The organism is Arthrobacter sp. efr-133-TYG-120 (assembly GCF_030209785.1).
Taxonomy (GTDB): domain Bacteria; phylum Actinomycetota; class Actinomycetes; order Actinomycetales; family Micrococcaceae; genus Arthrobacter.
Genome location: NZ_JARVRI010000014.1, coordinates 240,160 through 255,161 on the forward strand (window position 1 = coordinate 240,160; position 15,002 = coordinate 255,161).

Annotated in this window: 15 protein-coding genes; 7 read left to right on the forward strand and 8 right to left on the reverse strand. The window is 65.0% G+C overall.

Going from position 1 to position 15,002, the window contains the following annotated elements; all coding sequences use genetic code 11:
* Nucleotides 1-56 precede the first annotated feature (56 nt).
* Complete coding sequence (locus QRN51_RS09385) at nucleotides 57-1,160, forward strand: ribonuclease HI family protein (RefSeq protein WP_284989614.1); 1,104 nt, start codon at nucleotides 57-59, stop codon at nucleotides 1,158-1,160.
* 88 nt (nucleotides 1,161-1,248) lie between these two features.
* On the opposite strand, the gene QRN51_RS09390 is transcribed toward QRN51_RS09385, so the two are convergent.
* The 4 genes from QRN51_RS09390 to QRN51_RS09405 form a co-directional block, all read right to left on the reverse strand.
* Entirely contained in the window at nucleotides 1,249-1,539 is a 291-nt protein-coding gene (locus QRN51_RS09390; protein WP_059388207.1) for a WXG100 family type VII secretion target, read from the reverse strand.
* Nucleotides 1,540-1,688: 149 nt separating this feature from the next.
* Nucleotides 1,689-3,170, reverse strand: a complete 1,482-nt coding sequence (locus QRN51_RS09395; protein WP_284989615.1) for a sensor histidine kinase — start codon at nucleotides 3,168-3,170, stop codon at nucleotides 1,689-1,691.
* 2 nt (nucleotides 3,171-3,172) lie between these two features.
* Nucleotides 3,173-3,883, reverse strand: coding sequence for a response regulator transcription factor (locus tag QRN51_RS09400; protein WP_059388206.1), 711 nt, complete (start codon nucleotides 3,881-3,883; stop codon nucleotides 3,173-3,175).
* A gap of 84 nt (nucleotides 3,884-3,967) precedes the next feature.
* Nucleotides 3,968-4,603, reverse strand: coding sequence for a LysE/ArgO family amino acid transporter (locus tag QRN51_RS09405; RefSeq protein WP_284989616.1), 636 nt, complete (start codon nucleotides 4,601-4,603; stop codon nucleotides 3,968-3,970).
* A gap of 69 nt (nucleotides 4,604-4,672) precedes the next feature.
* On the opposite strand from QRN51_RS09405, the gene QRN51_RS09410 reads away from it, so the two are divergent.
* Entirely contained in the window at nucleotides 4,673-5,581 is a 909-nt protein-coding gene (locus tag QRN51_RS09410) for a LysR family transcriptional regulator ArgP (protein WP_284989617.1), read from the forward strand.
* A 92-nt stretch (nucleotides 5,582-5,673) separates the two neighbouring features.
* On the forward strand, nucleotides 5,674-5,901 hold the full coding sequence (locus tag QRN51_RS09415; protein ID WP_059388202.1) for a hypothetical protein: 228 nt from the start codon (nucleotides 5,674-5,676) through the stop codon (nucleotides 5,899-5,901).
* A gap of 19 nt (nucleotides 5,902-5,920) precedes the next feature.
* On the opposite strand, the gene QRN51_RS09420 is transcribed toward QRN51_RS09415, so the two are convergent.
* From QRN51_RS09420 to QRN51_RS09430, 3 genes are read right to left on the reverse strand one after another with little or no spacing between them, the layout of a single operon-like run.
* On the reverse strand, nucleotides 5,921-7,564 hold the full coding sequence (locus QRN51_RS09420) for a DNA repair helicase XPB (protein ID WP_059388201.1): 1,644 nt from the start codon (nucleotides 7,562-7,564) through the stop codon (nucleotides 5,921-5,923).
* Nucleotides 7,565-7,574: 10 nt separating this feature from the next.
* Nucleotides 7,575-10,037: a helicase-associated domain-containing protein gene (locus QRN51_RS09425; protein WP_284989618.1), complete on the reverse strand. Its 2,463-nt coding sequence runs from the start codon at nucleotides 10,035-10,037 to the stop codon at nucleotides 7,575-7,577.
* Between the two features lie 49 nt (nucleotides 10,038-10,086).
* Nucleotides 10,087-10,302, reverse strand: coding sequence for a hypothetical protein (locus QRN51_RS09430; protein WP_059388200.1), 216 nt, complete (start codon nucleotides 10,300-10,302; stop codon nucleotides 10,087-10,089).
* A gap of 244 nt (nucleotides 10,303-10,546) precedes the next feature.
* On the opposite strand from QRN51_RS09430, the gene QRN51_RS09435 reads away from it, so the two are divergent.
* From QRN51_RS09435 to QRN51_RS09445, 3 genes are read left to right on the forward strand one after another with little or no spacing between them, the layout of a single operon-like run.
* A complete protein-coding gene (locus tag QRN51_RS09435) occupies nucleotides 10,547-10,930 on the forward strand; it encodes a cold-shock protein (protein WP_059388199.1) in 384 nt (127 codons plus the stop codon).
* Nucleotides 10,931-10,937: 7 nt separating this feature from the next.
* On the forward strand, nucleotides 10,938-11,426 hold the full coding sequence (locus QRN51_RS09440) for a DUF3027 domain-containing protein (protein WP_084784410.1): 489 nt from the start codon (nucleotides 10,938-10,940) through the stop codon (nucleotides 11,424-11,426).
* Between the two features lie 44 nt (nucleotides 11,427-11,470).
* The gene (locus tag QRN51_RS09445) at nucleotides 11,471-12,811 is read left to right on the forward strand and encodes an MFS transporter (RefSeq protein ID WP_284989619.1); all 1,341 of its coding nucleotides are present in this window, start codon (nucleotides 11,471-11,473) and stop codon (nucleotides 12,809-12,811) included.
* 21 nt (nucleotides 12,812-12,832) lie between these two features.
* Here QRN51_RS09445 and serC read toward each other — a convergent pair whose 3' ends face one another.
* Complete coding sequence (gene serC / locus QRN51_RS09450; RefSeq protein ID WP_284989620.1) at nucleotides 12,833-13,963, reverse strand: phosphoserine transaminase; 1,131 nt, start codon at nucleotides 13,961-13,963, stop codon at nucleotides 12,833-12,835.
* A gap of 271 nt (nucleotides 13,964-14,234) precedes the next feature.
* Here serC and QRN51_RS09455 point away from each other — a divergent pair, with 271 nt between their 5' ends.
* Entirely contained in the window at nucleotides 14,235-14,930 is a 696-nt protein-coding gene (locus QRN51_RS09455; RefSeq protein ID WP_284989621.1) for an iron-dependent transcriptional repressor DtxR, read from the forward strand.
* The last annotated feature ends 72 nt before the right edge of the window (nucleotides 14,931-15,002 follow it).

Consider the following 15,002-nt stretch of genomic DNA (forward strand, 5'->3'; position numbering starts at 1 on the left):
CGCTCGCTCAGTTCTGGGGTCAAGGAGTGTCGGGGTGGTCTGGCAGGATGGAAACCATGACGATTATTGCTGCCGCCGATGGTTCTGCCCTCGGCAATCCCGGGCCTGCCGGTTGGGCCTGGTACGTGAACGACTCTTGCTGGAGGGCCGGGGGGTGGCCGCACGGAACCAACAACCAGGGCGAGCTCATGGCGGTGCTGGACCTCTTCCGGTCCACGGCACATGTTCCCGATGAAGAGCTGAAGATTCTCTGCGACAGCCAGTACGTCATCAATTGCATCACCAAGTGGATGCCGGGATGGAAGCGCAAGGGCTGGCGCAAAGCGGACGGGAAGCCCGTCTTGAACGTCGATCTCCTCAAGGACATCGACCAGGCTATTGTCGGCCGCAAGTACTCGTTCGAGTGGGTCAAAGGCCATGCCGGCCACGACCTCAACGAGGCGGCCGACGATCGCGCGCGTGCGGTCGCCACAGCGTTCCAGCAGGGAATAGCCGCGCCTGCCGGGCCGGGCTATCCGGGAGCTGAAGCCGCACGGTCCTTGTCCCGCACGCTGTCAGTCGGCACACCATCAGTCGGCACACCATCAGTCGGCACGCCGTCAGCCCGTACAGCGCCTATGGAGGCGCCCTCGCTTTTCGACGACGACCACGACGACGCGGATGCCGAGGATGAAGACCTCACGTTGTTCGGCGGTCAGGACCTCCCAACCGGGTCGTCCTTGCCGAACGCGGCGGGGGCGTTCACGGAGCAGGAGACGTTCATCGAGCCCACTTTGCTCGCCGGCGACGACGAAGGGGTCCTTGGCCAGGCCGGCGGACGCTCGGACGAGGAAACGGTCATTCTCCTTGAGAGGGAGCTCCTGAGGCCCGACGTGAGGGGAGACCTCGGGCGCACAGGGATCCTGCTGCACCCGGACTTTACCGAGATTGGCAGCTCCGGACGCGTCTGGTCCCGGGACGAACTCATGATGGCGTTGGAGGGCGATCCCGGGGAAAGCGCGGAAGTAGAAGTAATTTCCGCTGAACGCCTCTCCAGTAACACCATGCTGCTCAGTTATAGAAGTTATGGGCGCACAGGCTCCGCATTGCGGAGCTCGATCTGGTTGCTCGACGACGGCCGATGGCGGTTGCGCTTCCACCAGTCGACGCCGGAGAAGTAGCGGCTCAGAAGCAACCAGACCCTGGAAAGCGGCTGGACCCCGGCGGGACGGCGGATTGGCTGCACCGCCGGGAACCCGGGCCCAGCTGTCAGTAACTGAACCGCTGGGTGTTGCCCTGCTCGGTTTGGAGGTAGCTTGCCGCCGCGGAGGACAGCGCGAGGTTGATGGATGCCAGCGAAGCCTCCACCTTGTTCTGGGTCAGCGTCCACTCCGAGACGAGGGCCTGGAAGTTGTTGGCCGCTGATCCCTTCCACGTAGCTTGGAGCTCGTCCAGGCCCCGTTTCATCGCTTGGACGTCGGCGCTGATCCGATCCACGGTGGCCTTGACGTTGGCGGACTTGAGCTGGAGCAGTTCGGTATCGACGGAGATGACGCTCATGGGGCGTTGCCTTTCAATCAAAGAGATCCGCAGGTGCGGCTGGCTTGTGGTCCACACCACGAGCCTAGAAGCCGTCACATGGCCCGGACAGTGCCGAATCTCCCTATGTGGACAACTCGCTCAATCAAGCCGCCAGGCATAGAAAACTGCTAGTCGGAGATCTCCGCCTCGGCGATGCCCGCATCTTCGGGCATCTCGGACAGCTCGTCCTGGAAGGGGAGGCTGACAACCAGGGTGGCTCCGCCGCCGTCGGTCTCTTCGACCCGGACGGTACCGCGGTGGGATCCGACAATTGCAGCCACAATCGCGAGACCGAGCCCGCTGCCGCCCGTTTCCCGCGTGCGCGAAGTGTCCGCCCTGTAAAAGCGCTCGAAAATCCGGGGCAGTTCCTCGGCCGGAATGCCGCGGCCGTGGTCCCGCACCTCGAGAACGGACAACGGGCCGGCGGGCGTGTTCCGGACCCCGACGGCGAGCTCAATCGGCGTTCCTTCGGGGGTGTAGCGCAAGGCGTTACCCACCAGGTTCCCCAGGACCTGACGAAGCTTGGCCTCGTCACCCTGGACCGGGGCGGGCGCTGCCGCTCCGCCGTCGAGCCCTGTGAGCGAAATCTTCCGCTCGCCCGACGTTGCGAGTGAGTCTACGACGGCGTCATTCGCCAGTAGGTGCAGATCCACCGGCTTGAGCTGCAAAGGCCGTTGTTCGTCCAGGCGGGCCAGCAGCAGCAGGTCTTCCACCATGGATCCCATGCGCTTGGCTTCGCTCTCGATCCTGCCCATGGCGGTACCCACGTCTTCCGGCGTGGCAAGGGCGCCGTGGCGGTAAAGCTCGGAGAAGCCGCGGATGGTGACCAAGGGCGTGCGCAGCTCGTGGGAGGCGTCGGCGGCGAATCGCCGCATCCGTGCCTCGGAGGCGGCACGCGCCGCAAAGGACGATTCAATGTGCGCGAGCATGGCGTTGAGGGAGGCGCCCAGGCGGCCGACCTCGGTGACCGGATTCTCGATATCCACGCGACGCGAGAGATCACCGGCAGCGATTGCGGCCGCCGTCTTCTCAACGCGGGCGAGGGGGCGGAAGGAACGTGCAACGGTCCATGTCGCGATGAAGAACGCGAGCACCAGGGTCAAGAGTCCGACGCCGACCACCACGAGCGTGGCGTGTTCCATGACTCGGTCCACGGGGGACAGCGGCAGGCCCACGATCACCACCGCGTTCTGCCCGGTCCGGTTGTCCACTACGTTGACCGCCACCACACGCCAATCGCCGCCAGCGGTGCCGTTCACCTGGAAGGGTGCGTAATTGCGGTTCTTGGCCTCAACCGGGGTGATGTTGGCGATGCTCGGCCGATCCGTCTTGCTTCCGCCGAACGGATAGGGCGGCTGGCCCTGGACGTAGAGCGTCAGGGAATAGTCCGTGGGCACGGCGGGGCTCGCCTCAGACAGGTTGGCAAAGGATTGCTGCTGCTGGGCGATCTGGACGGCAGCCCTGAGCTTGTCATCCACTTGCCCTTGGAGGTAGCTCTTGACGAGCGTCAGCGTCCCGGCGCCAGTGGCGGCCAAGGCAAGGAGCAGCAGCCCCATGATGATGGCGACCAGCTGCGACCTGAGGGAGGCCGACTTCCAACGGTTGAACAAAGTCAGCGCTTCTCGGCCGTCCGCAATACGTAACCGACGCCGCGCTTGGTCTGGATCAAGGCAGTGGCATCCGGATCAATGTCCACCTTGCGCCGGAGGTAGGAAATGTAGGACTCCACGATCGAGGCGTCGCCATTGAAGTCGTATTCCCAGACGTGGTCCAGGATCTGCGCCTTGGAAAGCACCCGGTTGGGGTTCAGCATGAGATAGCGGAGCAGCTTGAACTCGGTGGGCGACAGCTCGATGATGGTGCCGCCGCGGCGGACCTCGTGCGCGTCGTCGTCGAGCTCCAGGTCATCCACGCGGATGACGGCGTCGTCGTCTTCCATCGGCTGCGTGCGGCGAAGCACGGCGCGGATCCGCGCCACCACTTCATCCAGGCTGAAAGGCTTGGTGACGTAGTCGTCGCCGCCCACGGTCAGGCCCGTGACCTTGTCCTCCGTGTCGTCCTTGGCAGTCAGGAACAGGACAGGGAAGTGCTTACCGGCGGCGCGAAGGCGGCGGGTGACAGTGAACCCGTCCATGTCGGGGAGCATGACATCCAGGACCGCGAGGTCCGGGGCGTGAAGATCGGCGGCAGCGAGCGCTTCGCGGCCGTTCGACGCCGCAACGACCTCAAAGCCGGCAAAGCGCAGCGAGGTGGAGAGCAGCTCACGGATGTTGGGTTCGTCGTCGACGACGAGGAGCTTGGCTTCGGGGCCGTTCTTTTTCATACCATTCATGATGCTCCCAGTTTCTGGGAGTTGACTGGACGCTTGTTGTGAGAATTATCGGGGTGTCGTGGTTGTGGGCCCGGGCTAACTGCCGAGAGCCAGCCCGACGCCGAGTCCCACCATGGTGACAGCAATTCCGCCGTCAAGGATTCGCCAGGACGCCGGTCGCGCAAAGAATCCGCGCAGCAGTTTCGCGCCGAAGCCGAGGGAACAGAACCATAGGATACTGCCCAGCATGGCTCCGGCGCCGAACCACCACTGCAGCCCGGGTCCTTGCGCGTTCGCCACGGATCCCAGGAGCAATACGGTGTCCAGGTAGACGTGGGGGTTGAGCCATGTCAGCGCCATGACAGTCGCCAGTGCTGACGCCAGTCCGCTTCGGCCGGCCCCCGACGGTCCAGGCTCCGCGGAGACGAGCGCTTGCGGCCTTAGGATGCGCCGTGCCGCCATCACGCCGTATGTCACCAGGAATGCCGCACCGACATAGCGGAGAACGACGACGGCGGCAGGCGCCGCGGCGAGCAGGGCGCCTGTGCCGAGTACCCCGGCCGCGATGAGCACGGCGTCCGAGATGGCGCACACGGCAACGACCGCACCGATATGCTCGCCGCGGATGCCCTGCCGGAGGACGAAGGCATTTTGGGCGCCAATCGCGACAATGAGGGCCAGGCCTGTGCCGAGGCCCAAGCCGGCGGCGTGGAAGACGTCGGGGGAGTTCATTCTTCGAGGCTAAGTTCCACCTTTGTCATTAGTCCAGCTAATTATTCTTAAGCATCGTAAGATTGTCTTATGGCCAGATTCTCCTCCGAACAGTTGCACACCTTCGCCGCCGTGCTCACGGAAGGCACGCTCGACGCCGCCGCCCGGTCACTGAACATCACGCCGTCGGCGGTCTCCCAGCGTCTCAAGGCGCTTGAACAAGCGTCCGGAAGGGTATTGCTGCAGCGCAGCAATCCGGTCCAGGCCACGGAGTCGGGACATGTGGTGCTCAGATTGGCGCGGCAGCTCGCCCAATTGGAGGCCGACGCCGAACTTGAACTGGGCCTGCCCGGCGAATCCCCGATGGTCTCGGTTCCGATCGTCGTCAACGCGGATTCCTTGTCCGTCTGGTTCCTCAAGGCCCTGACAAGGGTTCCCGCGGAGCTGAACGCTGTCTTCGATCTTCACCGCGACGACGAGCAGTATTCCACGTCCATGCTGCGCGCCGGAACTGTCATGGCCGCAGTGACCGCGACTCCTGAGCCGGTGCAGGGATGCCGGGTGGAGCCGCTCGGGAGCATGCGATACCGTGCCGTCACCACTCCGGGCTTCAGGGCACGGTGGCTTCCCGACGGCGTCGATGTCGCCTCGCTCTGCGCTGCTCCCGCCGTCGACTTCGACCGCAAGGACGAGTACCAGCACCGCTTCCTGGAACTCCTGGGCGGTGCGGCTCGTGGGATGGAGCCTGCAGGCCCGCGCCACTTTGTTCCGTCCAGCCAGGAGTTTGCCGAGGCCATTCGTTTGGGGCTCGGGTGGGGATTGCTGCCTGAACCGCAATGCGGCCGGGACATAGCCGATGGATCCCTGGCGGAACTCGCGCCTGAGCGGCCATTGGACGTGCCTCTGTACTGGCAAAGGTGGCGGACACCGTCGCGCATATTGGACGCTGTGACCGAGGCGGTCCGGAGCACCGCCGCGGAAGTGCTGCGCAGGGCCTGAATGGTGCTGCGCAGGCCTCGGCAATCCGGCCAAAAGCCAACACGCCGCGGGCACAGTCCTAAATTGTCGGACCCCGGATTCACACTTGAGCCATGGAAAACAAACAAGAATCACGCGTTGAAATTCAAGACGTCGAATTCCATGTCAGCTACCTGGACACGCTCTCCGGACGCATCGAGCACGAGGACTTCAGCGACCGCCGCGCCGCCGAACGCTTCGCGGATGCGCAGCTCAAGGACGAGGAGTCCTGGGCTGTGGTCGACGTCGTCGTGCGGCAAGGAGCGCAGCCCCAGGAACACGCACAACAGCTGGTTGCCTAGCCAGAAAAAATGACGCGCCTTACCCGGCGGGTACGTCCTTGGCGTCCATGATCCGGTAGGCGTAGCCCTGTTCGGCGAGGAAGCGCTGCCGTTTGGCCGCAAAATCCTGGTCGAGGGTGTCCCGGGCCACCAAGGAGTAGAAGCGTGCCGCGCGGCCGTCCTGCTTGGGCCGAAGCAGGCGCCCCAAGCGTTGAGCTTCCTCCTGGCGGGAACCGAAAGACCCCGACACTTGGATCGCCACGGATGCCTCGGGTAGGTCGATCGAGAAGTTGGCCACCTTGGATACCACGAGGGTCTTGATGTCACCGGCCCGGAAGGCGTCGAAGAGCTTCTGCCGCACCTTGACTGTCGTATCGCCCTTGATCACGGGAGCATCCAAACGCTCGCCGATCTCATCCAACTGGTCGATGTACTGGCCGATCACCAGCAGCGGCTCGCCTTGGTGCAGGGCAACGAGCTGCTCCACCAAGTGGGTCTTGGTCTCGGACGTCGCGCAGAGCCGGTACTTGTCCGCATCCTCAGCCATCGCGTAGGCCACGCGCTCGTCCCTAGGCAGGTCTACCCGGACCTCCACGCAGTCCGCCGGCGCAATGTAGCCCTGGGCTTCGATGTCCTTCCACGGTGCGTCGTAGCGTTTGGGACCGATCAAGCTGAAGACCTCGCCCTCGCGGCCATCCTCACGCACAAGCGTCGCCGTGAGTCCCAGGCGCCGCCGGGCCTGCAGGTCCGCGGTCATCCGGAAGATCGGAGCCGGGAGGAGATGGACCTCGTCGTAGATGATGAGTCCCCAATCGTGCCCGTCCACGAGTTCCAGGTGCGGGTAAAGGCCTCCGCGCTTGGTGGTCAGGACCTGGTAGGTGGCGATCGTGACGGGCCGGACTTCCTTGACCGCGCCCGAATACTCGCCGATCTCCTCCTCCGTCAGCGACGTCCGCTTGAGGAGTTCGTCCTTCCATTGCCGGGCCGCGACCGTGTTGGTCACCAGGATCAGCGTGGTGGTGGAGCTCGTAGCCATGGCTGCGGCCCCCACCAAGGTCTTGCCCGCGCCACAGGGCAGCACGACGACGCCGCTGCCGCCCGCCCAGAAGTTCTCCGTGGCAAGCTTCTGGTACGGCCGCAGGTGCCAACCGTCCTCGTTCAAGGCGATCAGGTGCGGCGTGCCGTCCACGTAGCCTGCGAGGTCCTCGGCCGGCCATCCGAGCTTGAGCAGCAATTGCTTGAGCTGTCCCCGCTGGGAGGAATGCACCACGACGGTTTCGCCGTCGATCCTGGGCCCCAGCAACGGCGCGATTTTCTTGGCCCGGCTGACTTCCTCGAGTACGGGGTAGTCGGTGGTCCGCATGACCAATCCGTGTTGCGGGTCCTTTTCCAGGCGCAAGCGGCCGTAGCGGGACATGGTCTCTTCGATGTCGATCAGCAAGGAGTGCGGCACCGGGAAACGGGAATAGCGCAGGAGAGTGTCGAGGACTTTTTCGGCGTCCAGTCCCGCCGCGCGCGCATTCCACAGGCCCAAAGGGGTGAGCCGGTAGCTGTGGACGTGTTCGGGGGCGCGCTCAAGCTCGGCGAACGCCGCGATCGCATGCCGTGCCTCGGTGGCGAGCTCGTGGTCGACTTCCAGCAGGATGGTTTTGTCGCTCTGTACGATCAGCGGACCGTCGCTCACTATTGCTTCCTCACTTGTGCGGCTCGCCCGCAGGTTCCACATCGATGATGCGATGGATGGACAAGACCCTTTCGGTGTCCCTGGCGGCGTCGAACACCCGGACGCGCCCTCCGGACACCGATACCGGAACAACGGTTTCGGTGTTGGAATTCCCCAAGCCGTCAACCACGTTCATGGTGACCGCTTGCTTCAGCCGGATGGCCCTCTGCAGGGTTTCGAGGCCCAGTTGCGTCGCCGCCTCGCCGGTCACCTCGCCGTGGACCGCCCGATGGTGCCTCAACACCGCGAGCTGGGCGTCGACGTCGTCGTCCGGTGGTGCGGTGCGGGGCGCCGTATACACGGGACGGGCGCCAGCGGCCACCGACGCCGTCCTCTTATAGCGCACGACGGCGGTCTCCGCCTCCTGCACGGCAGGCGAGAGTCCCAGCTCGCGCAGCACCCTCACGGTCTCCCGGGGGCTCGCGCTGGAGGTCAGTACCGTGGGGGCGATCCGGACAAGCCCCAGGCTTGCGGCCCCGGGCTCGCGGACGAGCTCGGCGATGGCGGCCTCGTCGTCACTTTGGATGAAACTGGGGCTGCTCGCGACCCGCAGCCGGCCGTGCCTCGAGGCAATGTCCTTGATCAAGTAGCGGAGCGGCTGCGGAACGTCAGTGGCAGAGTGGGTGCGCAGGAACGCGAGGATGGTTTCGGCGTCCTGGCCGGCGTCCAGCGCGCGCCGGATCGAATCTCCGGAGAAGCGGAAGATCGTGGCCGGGCCCTGGCCTTCGGCGTCGGCGATCAAGAGCAGTTTTTCGCTCAGTTCAGGTGCCAGGTACCCCGGCGCGACGGCGGTCAGGTCCGCTTGGAGCAGGACGTGGTTGACGGCGGCGGGCAGATGTTCGCCGAGGATGCTGAGGGCCAACTCGGGCTGTTCGGTGGCGATCGCCGAACCAAGCTGGGTCAGGGCGCCGGAGCCCATGAGCCCTAGGAGTTCGGCTTCGTGCAGGATCCCGCGGACAAGGGAGCTGAACCGCCGCGACATCCGGGGCTGGGACCATTCCGCGCGTTCCATGACGGCCTCGGCGTTCAGCACTGGAGCTTTGCCGTCCGGTGCTTCCACCTCGAGGGTGAGCTCTTCGAGGATCTCCAGGATCCGTTTGCGGACCAGCGGAGCGTCAGGGCGTTGGGCCTCTGCGGACAGGGCATTGATGGGGGTTGCCGGAGAGCCGGATCGCGGTGCCGTGGTGGCGGGCCCGGGAAGGGTTTGGCCCACAAGGGAGGGTGCGCGCTCGCTCGCGAGCCAGGCGTTGACCAGCCAGAGCCACTGTTCCTGGCGGGGGAGCGTGAGCCATTCCAGCGATGGCGGCTGCACCCAGGTGGAACTGTCCACATCGAGCCGCAGCAATCCTGACAAGGCACTGAGCTCGAGGATCAGGGCGGTCTCGGACAAGCCCAGGCGGAGGCTGTCGGCAAGGCGTTTGAGCTCGCGCACGCCCACCCCTCCGCTGCGCAGGGTGACCACGGGCTGCTCGCGGACCGCGTAGAGGAGTTCACCCACCAACCGGAGCGCTTCTGCGATGGCACCCATGGCGGCGTTCCGGCGCAACGCGGCACTCGTCTGGCCCAGTTCAGGAACGGGAGGCTTCAAGGTGAAGTGGTCCACGATTGCGCCGCCGCGCAGGGACAGGCCCACGCTGTGCGGGAGCTCAACGTGGCCGGCGTCCAAGGGGACAAGCAGACCGCGGGCCAGGAGCCAGTCCACGGGACCGACGTCGCGGCCTTCATGGAGCACGGAAGCCTTGCGCTGGGCCTGGGGAACGGCCCCCATGGCCCAACTGCCGAACTTGTTCAAAAGGGGACGCGTCCGTACGGGTGCCTCGGACAGGATGTGCTGAAGGTTCTCCGGCGTCGAGGTCCAGCGTTGCAGCGCCAACGCAGCATCCATGGGCGTCGTGGCGGCCAGGATATCGGCGCCGCTCTGGTGGAGTTCGGCAACGAGATGCACCACGCGCTGGGCGAAGGCCGGTTGCAGCCGAACCAACTCGGTGTAGCTGCGGCCCAAACCGGCCGGATAGATGCCGATGACGTCCTTGAGGCTGCCCACCGGCAAGTAGAACCGCTGCCGCCCCGGATTGTGGACCGTGGCCGGCGGATCGGCCCGGTGGATGAGGGCGAGTTCCTGGAGCTTGTTCAGGATCGGCTCGAGCGCGGCAAGGGTGGCGCCATTGATGCACTTCTTGAGTCCCGCCGCCGACACGCTGTGGCCCGTGTCCGTGTTGGTGCATAGGTGGAGTGTCTCCAGTACCTGCATCTCCGGTTTGTTGAGCCGTTCCAAGGCGCGCTGCACGCTGACGCGGGCGCTTGCCCGCGCCGCGAGCGCAGCGAAGTCCGGGACCACCGGGGAGATGAGGTCCGGCCGCGCGGCAAACAGGGCCCGCAGCGAATCATCGCTGCGCGCTTCCAGTTCCTTGCTGAGCGCGCGAATAAGGGACATCAATTCAACGTTACAGCCAGCCGGGTCCGCCGTCGGGCTTTCCGGCTGCTCATTGCCGACGCCGCGCCCACACAGCGTCCACCACCAGCGCGGCCATCAAAATAAAGGCGAGCGGCAGCCCGTAGAGAGCGGTGGACGTGACCCACACCGGTGCCACTCCGTTGGCGAAAGCGATCCCCATGACGGCGGCTACGGAAGCCAGGGACAGGACTGCGACGACGGCGGCAACGATCGTGAGCGGGCGGCGGAAGTCGTGGGGAATCATGGAAGCAACGCTAACAGTCCCGGGCGGCATCCCCTGTTCCAGGCAAGGGTGCAGCCTGGCCGCGGGCAAAAGGCGGCGGGACCTGCCTGCGGGGGTCTCAAAGCGCGAATCGGTGGCCGGGCAGGATAACCTTGAAGCAATAGACCAACATGGTCCAGGCAGTCACCCCTATTCCCGCAGTCTCCTGCGGATGCGGTGGCGTGCCGGCTGTGTCTCGCAAGTAAGAACGAAGAAGGTTGATTACGTGCCCACCGGCAAGGTCAAGTGGTATGACAAGGAAAAAGGCTTCGGATTCCTCGCAGCAGAGGACGGCCAGGAAGTGTTTCTGCCCAAATCCGCACTGCCCGAAGGCGTAGCGGATCTCAAGGCAGGAACCCGGGTTGAGTTCGGCGTCGCCGACGGTCGCCGGGGCGCCCAGGCGCTGGGCCTCCGGGTCCTGGACAAGTTGCCTTCCATCGCCAAGGCCAAGCGCATGAACGCCCGCGAGCTCGCTCCGGTAGTCCAGGATCTCGTATCTGTACTGGACAACCTCTCCGGCACGTTGTCCGCCGGCAAGTACCCTGAAGGCGCCAAGGGCAAAGCCATCGCAGCAGCCCTGCGCAAGGTTGCCGACGAGCTGGAAGCCTAAACCTGCCATGACATCAACGGCGAAACCCCGCACCGGCATTCCTGTGTGGCGCGTCGGCAAGCCGGACGCTTTCCTTGCGGCCGCCGTCGACGTCGCCCGCAATGCGGTGGAGACCATTGCCAAGCCGGCAGAAATCGGGCCGCATATTGCCGCGCGCTCGGAAGGCGAACGCGTCGTCACGCACCTGTTCGAATCGCGGCTGGCCGGGTACGGCGGGTGGCAGTGGTACGCCGTCGTGACCCGCAACTCGCGCTCCAAAGTGGTCACCGTCAGCGAGCTTGGCTTGCTGCCGTCCGAGGACTCCATCCTCGCTCCTGAATGGGTGCCTTGGGCAAAGCGCGTCCGTCCGGAGGACGAGGCTACCGCGGCCGAGGAGGCGGAGGAAGCCGGCGTCCCCGTTGACGCGGACGACGACGGCGACCCTTCCCGTGAGGACGTCGCCGCCCCGGGTGACGAACAAGAGAGCGACGACGCCGACGACATCGAGGCTGACTAGCCCTTGGCGGACCCGGCGAGTGAATTTCGTGAAGGTGGCAACTGATGTCCACCTTCAAATCGCTCGGTGTCCTTAACTACCGCATTTGGTTCATCGGTGCGCTCGTTTCCAATATCGGCACGTGGATGCAACGGACTGCCCAGGACTGGCTGGTCTTCGCCCATCTGAGCAACCACGATGCCGGTGCGATGGGCGTGACCTTGGCCCTCCAACTGGGTCCGCAGCTTTTCCTGGCGCCGTGGGCCGGACTGCTTGCCGACCGCTACAGCCGGCGCAGGCTCCTCGTCATGACGCAATCGGCCATGGCGGTCCTGAGCACTGGCTTGGGACTCCTGGTCCTAAGCGGTGCGGCGCAGTTGTGGCATGTCTACGTGTTCGCGCTGTTGCTTGGCGTCGTCTCGGCACTTGACGCCCCCGTCCGCCAGACGTTCGTCTCGGAGCTGGTCAAGGACGACTATCTTTCCAACGCCGTTGCGCTGAACAGCGCGTCCTTCAACGTCGCCCGCATGATCGGTCCCGCGGTGGCCGGCGTGTTGACGGTGGCCGTGGGGCCGGGCTGGGTATTCATGATCAATACCCTGACCTTCCTCGCGATGCTTGGCGCGATCCGGGCCATCCCTCTTTCCTCCTTGCGCGTCCAACCCCGCGCCGCCGCGGGCAAAGGCCGCATCCGTGAAGGGCTTCGCTACGTCCGCAATCGCCCGGACATTGGGGTTGTCCTCGTCGCGATTTTCATCATGGGCACGTTCGGACTGAACTTCGTCCTCTTCATCGCGGCCATGGTCGGCACGGAGTTCGGCATGGACGCGGGGGCATTCGGGCTGCTCAACTCGGTCATGGCGATCGGCTCCGTCGCAGGAGCATTGCTTTCCGCCCGGCGAGGGAGGCCACGCATGCGGCTCATCTTCGCAGCGGCAGGCGGGTTCGGCCTCGCGAGCGGGCTGGCCGCCCTCGCGCCGAATTACACCATGTTTGCCTTGGCGCTGATTCCCTGCGGACTGTTTGCCCTGACCATGATCACGAGCGCCAACGGCTACGTGCAGTCCACCACCGAACCTGTCATGCGCGGCAGGGTCATGGCACTCTACATGGCCATCTTCATGGGTGGAACGCCCATCGGCGCACCGTTCGTCGGCTGGGTGTCCAACGTCGCCGGACCCCGGTGGGCAGTGGGAGTGGCCGCCGCCGCGGGCGCCAGCACCGCCGTCGTCGGCATCGTGTGGATCATCCGCGCGCGCCAGTTGCGGCTCCGCTTCGACCGCAGCGCCGGCGGGATGCGGTTCTTCCGGATTGAGTCCCAAGGCGCGGGTCCAGCTAATAGGGACGCCGTTAAAAGGGACAGCGCCGCCCGGGATCCCCACCCGGACGACGCCGACCAGTCCTGACCGCGGGAATGCGGCAGGCCCTTACTTCTTCAGTTCGCCCACCACGAAGTCGATGCTGGCGAGCAATGCGGAGACGTCGTCCGGCTCGATGGCAACGAAGGTAGCGATGCGCAGCTGGTTGCGGCCCAGCTTGCGGTAGGGCTCCGTGTCCACGATCCCGTTGGCGCGGAGCACCTTGGCGATGGCCGCGGCGTCGATCGAGTCATCGAAATCGATCGTGGCAATGACGTTGGAGCGGTCCTCGGCCTTTGCCACGAACGGGGTGGCGTACTCGGAAGCCTCTGCCCAGCTGTAGATACGGCTTGCGGAGTCCGCGGTGCGTCCGGAAGCGAAATCCAGGCCACCGTTCTTGTTGAGCCACTGGACCTGGGCATCCAATGTCACCAAGGTGGACAGGGACGGCGTGTTGTAGGTCTGGTTGAGCTTCGAGTTGTCGATAGCCGTCTGCAGGTCCAGGAAATCTGGGATCCAGCGGCCGCTTGCCTTGATACGGGCCGCGCGCTCCAGGGCGGCGGGGGAGAAGAGTCCCAGCCACAGGCCTCCGTCGGACGCAAAGTTCTTTTGCGGGGCGAAGTAGTAGACGTCGGCTTCGGCAACATCAACATCCAGGCCGCCGGCTGCGGACGTCGCATCCACCAGGACCAAGGCGCCGTCGTCGCTGCCCTGAACCCGCTTGACCGGAGCGGCGACACCCGTCGAGGTTTCGTTCTGTGGCCACGCGTACACGTCCACGCCTGCTTCGGCCTGGGAAACCGGCCGGGTACCAGGCTCGGACGTGATGATGGAGGAAGCTTCAAGGAACGGTGCCTTGTTGGTCGCCGAAGCGAACTTGGAACCGAACTCACCGAAGGAGAGGTGCTGGGCCTTCTTCTCGACCAGGCCGAAGCTGGCGACGTCCCAGAACGCGGTGGAGCCTCCGACGCCGAGGATCACCTCGTAGCCCTCGGGCGCACGGAAGAACTGGCTAAGTCCCTCGCGGACGGAGCCCACCAGGTTCTTGACGGGTGCTTGGCGGTGGGAGGTGCCGAGGATCGTTGTCGAGGCGGCGGAGAGGGCCTCGATCTGCTCCGGGCGGACCTTGGAGGGCCCGGCGCCGAAGCGGCCGTCCTTGGGCAGCAAATCGGCGGGGATGGTGATGCTGTTGTCGCTCACGGGATGCTCCAATGGTGAAGTAGCGGCCTAGATGGGTCGTGGCAGGTGGCAAGCTGCCCCTTCGACTCCCCAATTCTGCCTGACGCCGCAGTCGGGGGCAGAACCGAAGGTGTCATAGTCCGCCACGTGGAAACCATTGTTCCGCCGGCTCAGGAGAGGACGGCGGACCGGGCGGTGGACAAGCGCCGGAATTATCCGGAGTAATTCCAAATAAGCTAAGCTTGGAGCTGGCGAAAATACGCAAGATACTGCGCTCGAGGAGCTGAGCTGGATGACGGATCTGATCGATACCACTGAGATGTATCTTCGGACCATTTTGGAGCTTGAAGAAGAGAACATCGTGGCTCTTCGCGCCCGCATCGCCGAGCGCTTGCGGCACTCCGGCCCCACCGTTTCCCAGACGATCGGGCGGATGGAGCGCGACGGCCTGGTGATTGTGTCCAACGACCGGCACCTTGAGCTGACTGAAACGGGCCGGAAACGCGCCACCGAGGTCATGCGCAAGCACAGGCTCGCCGAACGGCTCCTGGCAGATGTCATTGGACTGGACTGGGCCTACGTGCACGATGAAGCGTGCCGTTGGGAGCATGTCATGAGTGAGCGCGTGGAACGGCGGCTCTATGAGTTGCTGGACCACCCCACGGAATCGCCCTATGGCAACCCCATTCCCGGACTCGAAGCGCTGGGTGGAGCCGCGTCCCACGCCTTTACGGATGGCGTGGTCAACCTTGTTGACGCGATGAACGAATATTCACCTGAAAACCGGGTCACCGTCAGCCGGCTGGCTGAACCGATCCAGGTGGAACCGGAACTTCTGGTCCAGCTGGACGAGGGCGGAATCCGCCCGGGCGCCAGGGTGTCCCTGGAGCGCGTGGGGGAGTACATTTCCGTTCGCGTGCCCAATATCGAGGGCGCGCTGGAGCTGCCGCCTGAGGTCGCCTCGCACGTGTTTGTCACGGTCGCCTAGCCGCCCGGCGGGGTCGCCCGCAAAGATAACGAAATTATTACCGTGGGGCTTAATCCCCTATAGTTAAATACT

Coding starts and splice junctions, on each gene's coding strand:
- QRN51_RS09385 (WP_284989614.1), top strand. CDS start 57: ATGACGATTATTGCTGCCGCCGATGGTTCTGCCCTCGGCAATCCCGGG.
- QRN51_RS09390 (WP_059388207.1), bottom strand. CDS start 1,539: ATGAGCGTCATCTCCGTCGATACCGAACTGCTCCAGCTCAAGTCCGCC.
- QRN51_RS09400 (WP_059388206.1), bottom strand. CDS start 3,883: ATGAAAAAGAACGGCCCCGAAGCCAAGCTCCTCGTCGTCGACGACGAA.
- QRN51_RS09405 (WP_284989616.1), bottom strand. CDS start 4,603: ATGAACTCCCCCGACGTCTTCCACGCCGCCGGCTTGGGCCTCGGCACA.
- QRN51_RS09410 (WP_284989617.1), top strand. CDS start 4,673: ATGGCCAGATTCTCCTCCGAACAGTTGCACACCTTCGCCGCCGTGCTC.
- QRN51_RS09415 (WP_059388202.1), top strand. CDS start 5,674: ATGGAAAACAAACAAGAATCACGCGTTGAAATTCAAGACGTCGAATTC.
- QRN51_RS09425 (WP_284989618.1), bottom strand. CDS start 10,037: ATGTCCCTTATTCGCGCGCTCAGCAAGGAACTGGAAGCGCGCAGCGAT.
- QRN51_RS09430 (WP_059388200.1), bottom strand. CDS start 10,302: ATGATTCCCCACGACTTCCGCCGCCCGCTCACGATCGTTGCCGCCGTC.
- QRN51_RS09440 (WP_084784410.1), top strand. CDS start 10,938: ATGACATCAACGGCGAAACCCCGCACCGGCATTCCTGTGTGGCGCGTC.
- QRN51_RS09445 (WP_284989619.1), top strand. CDS start 11,471: ATGTCCACCTTCAAATCGCTCGGTGTCCTTAACTACCGCATTTGGTTC.
- QRN51_RS09455 (WP_284989621.1), top strand. CDS start 14,235: ATGACGGATCTGATCGATACCACTGAGATGTATCTTCGGACCATTTTG.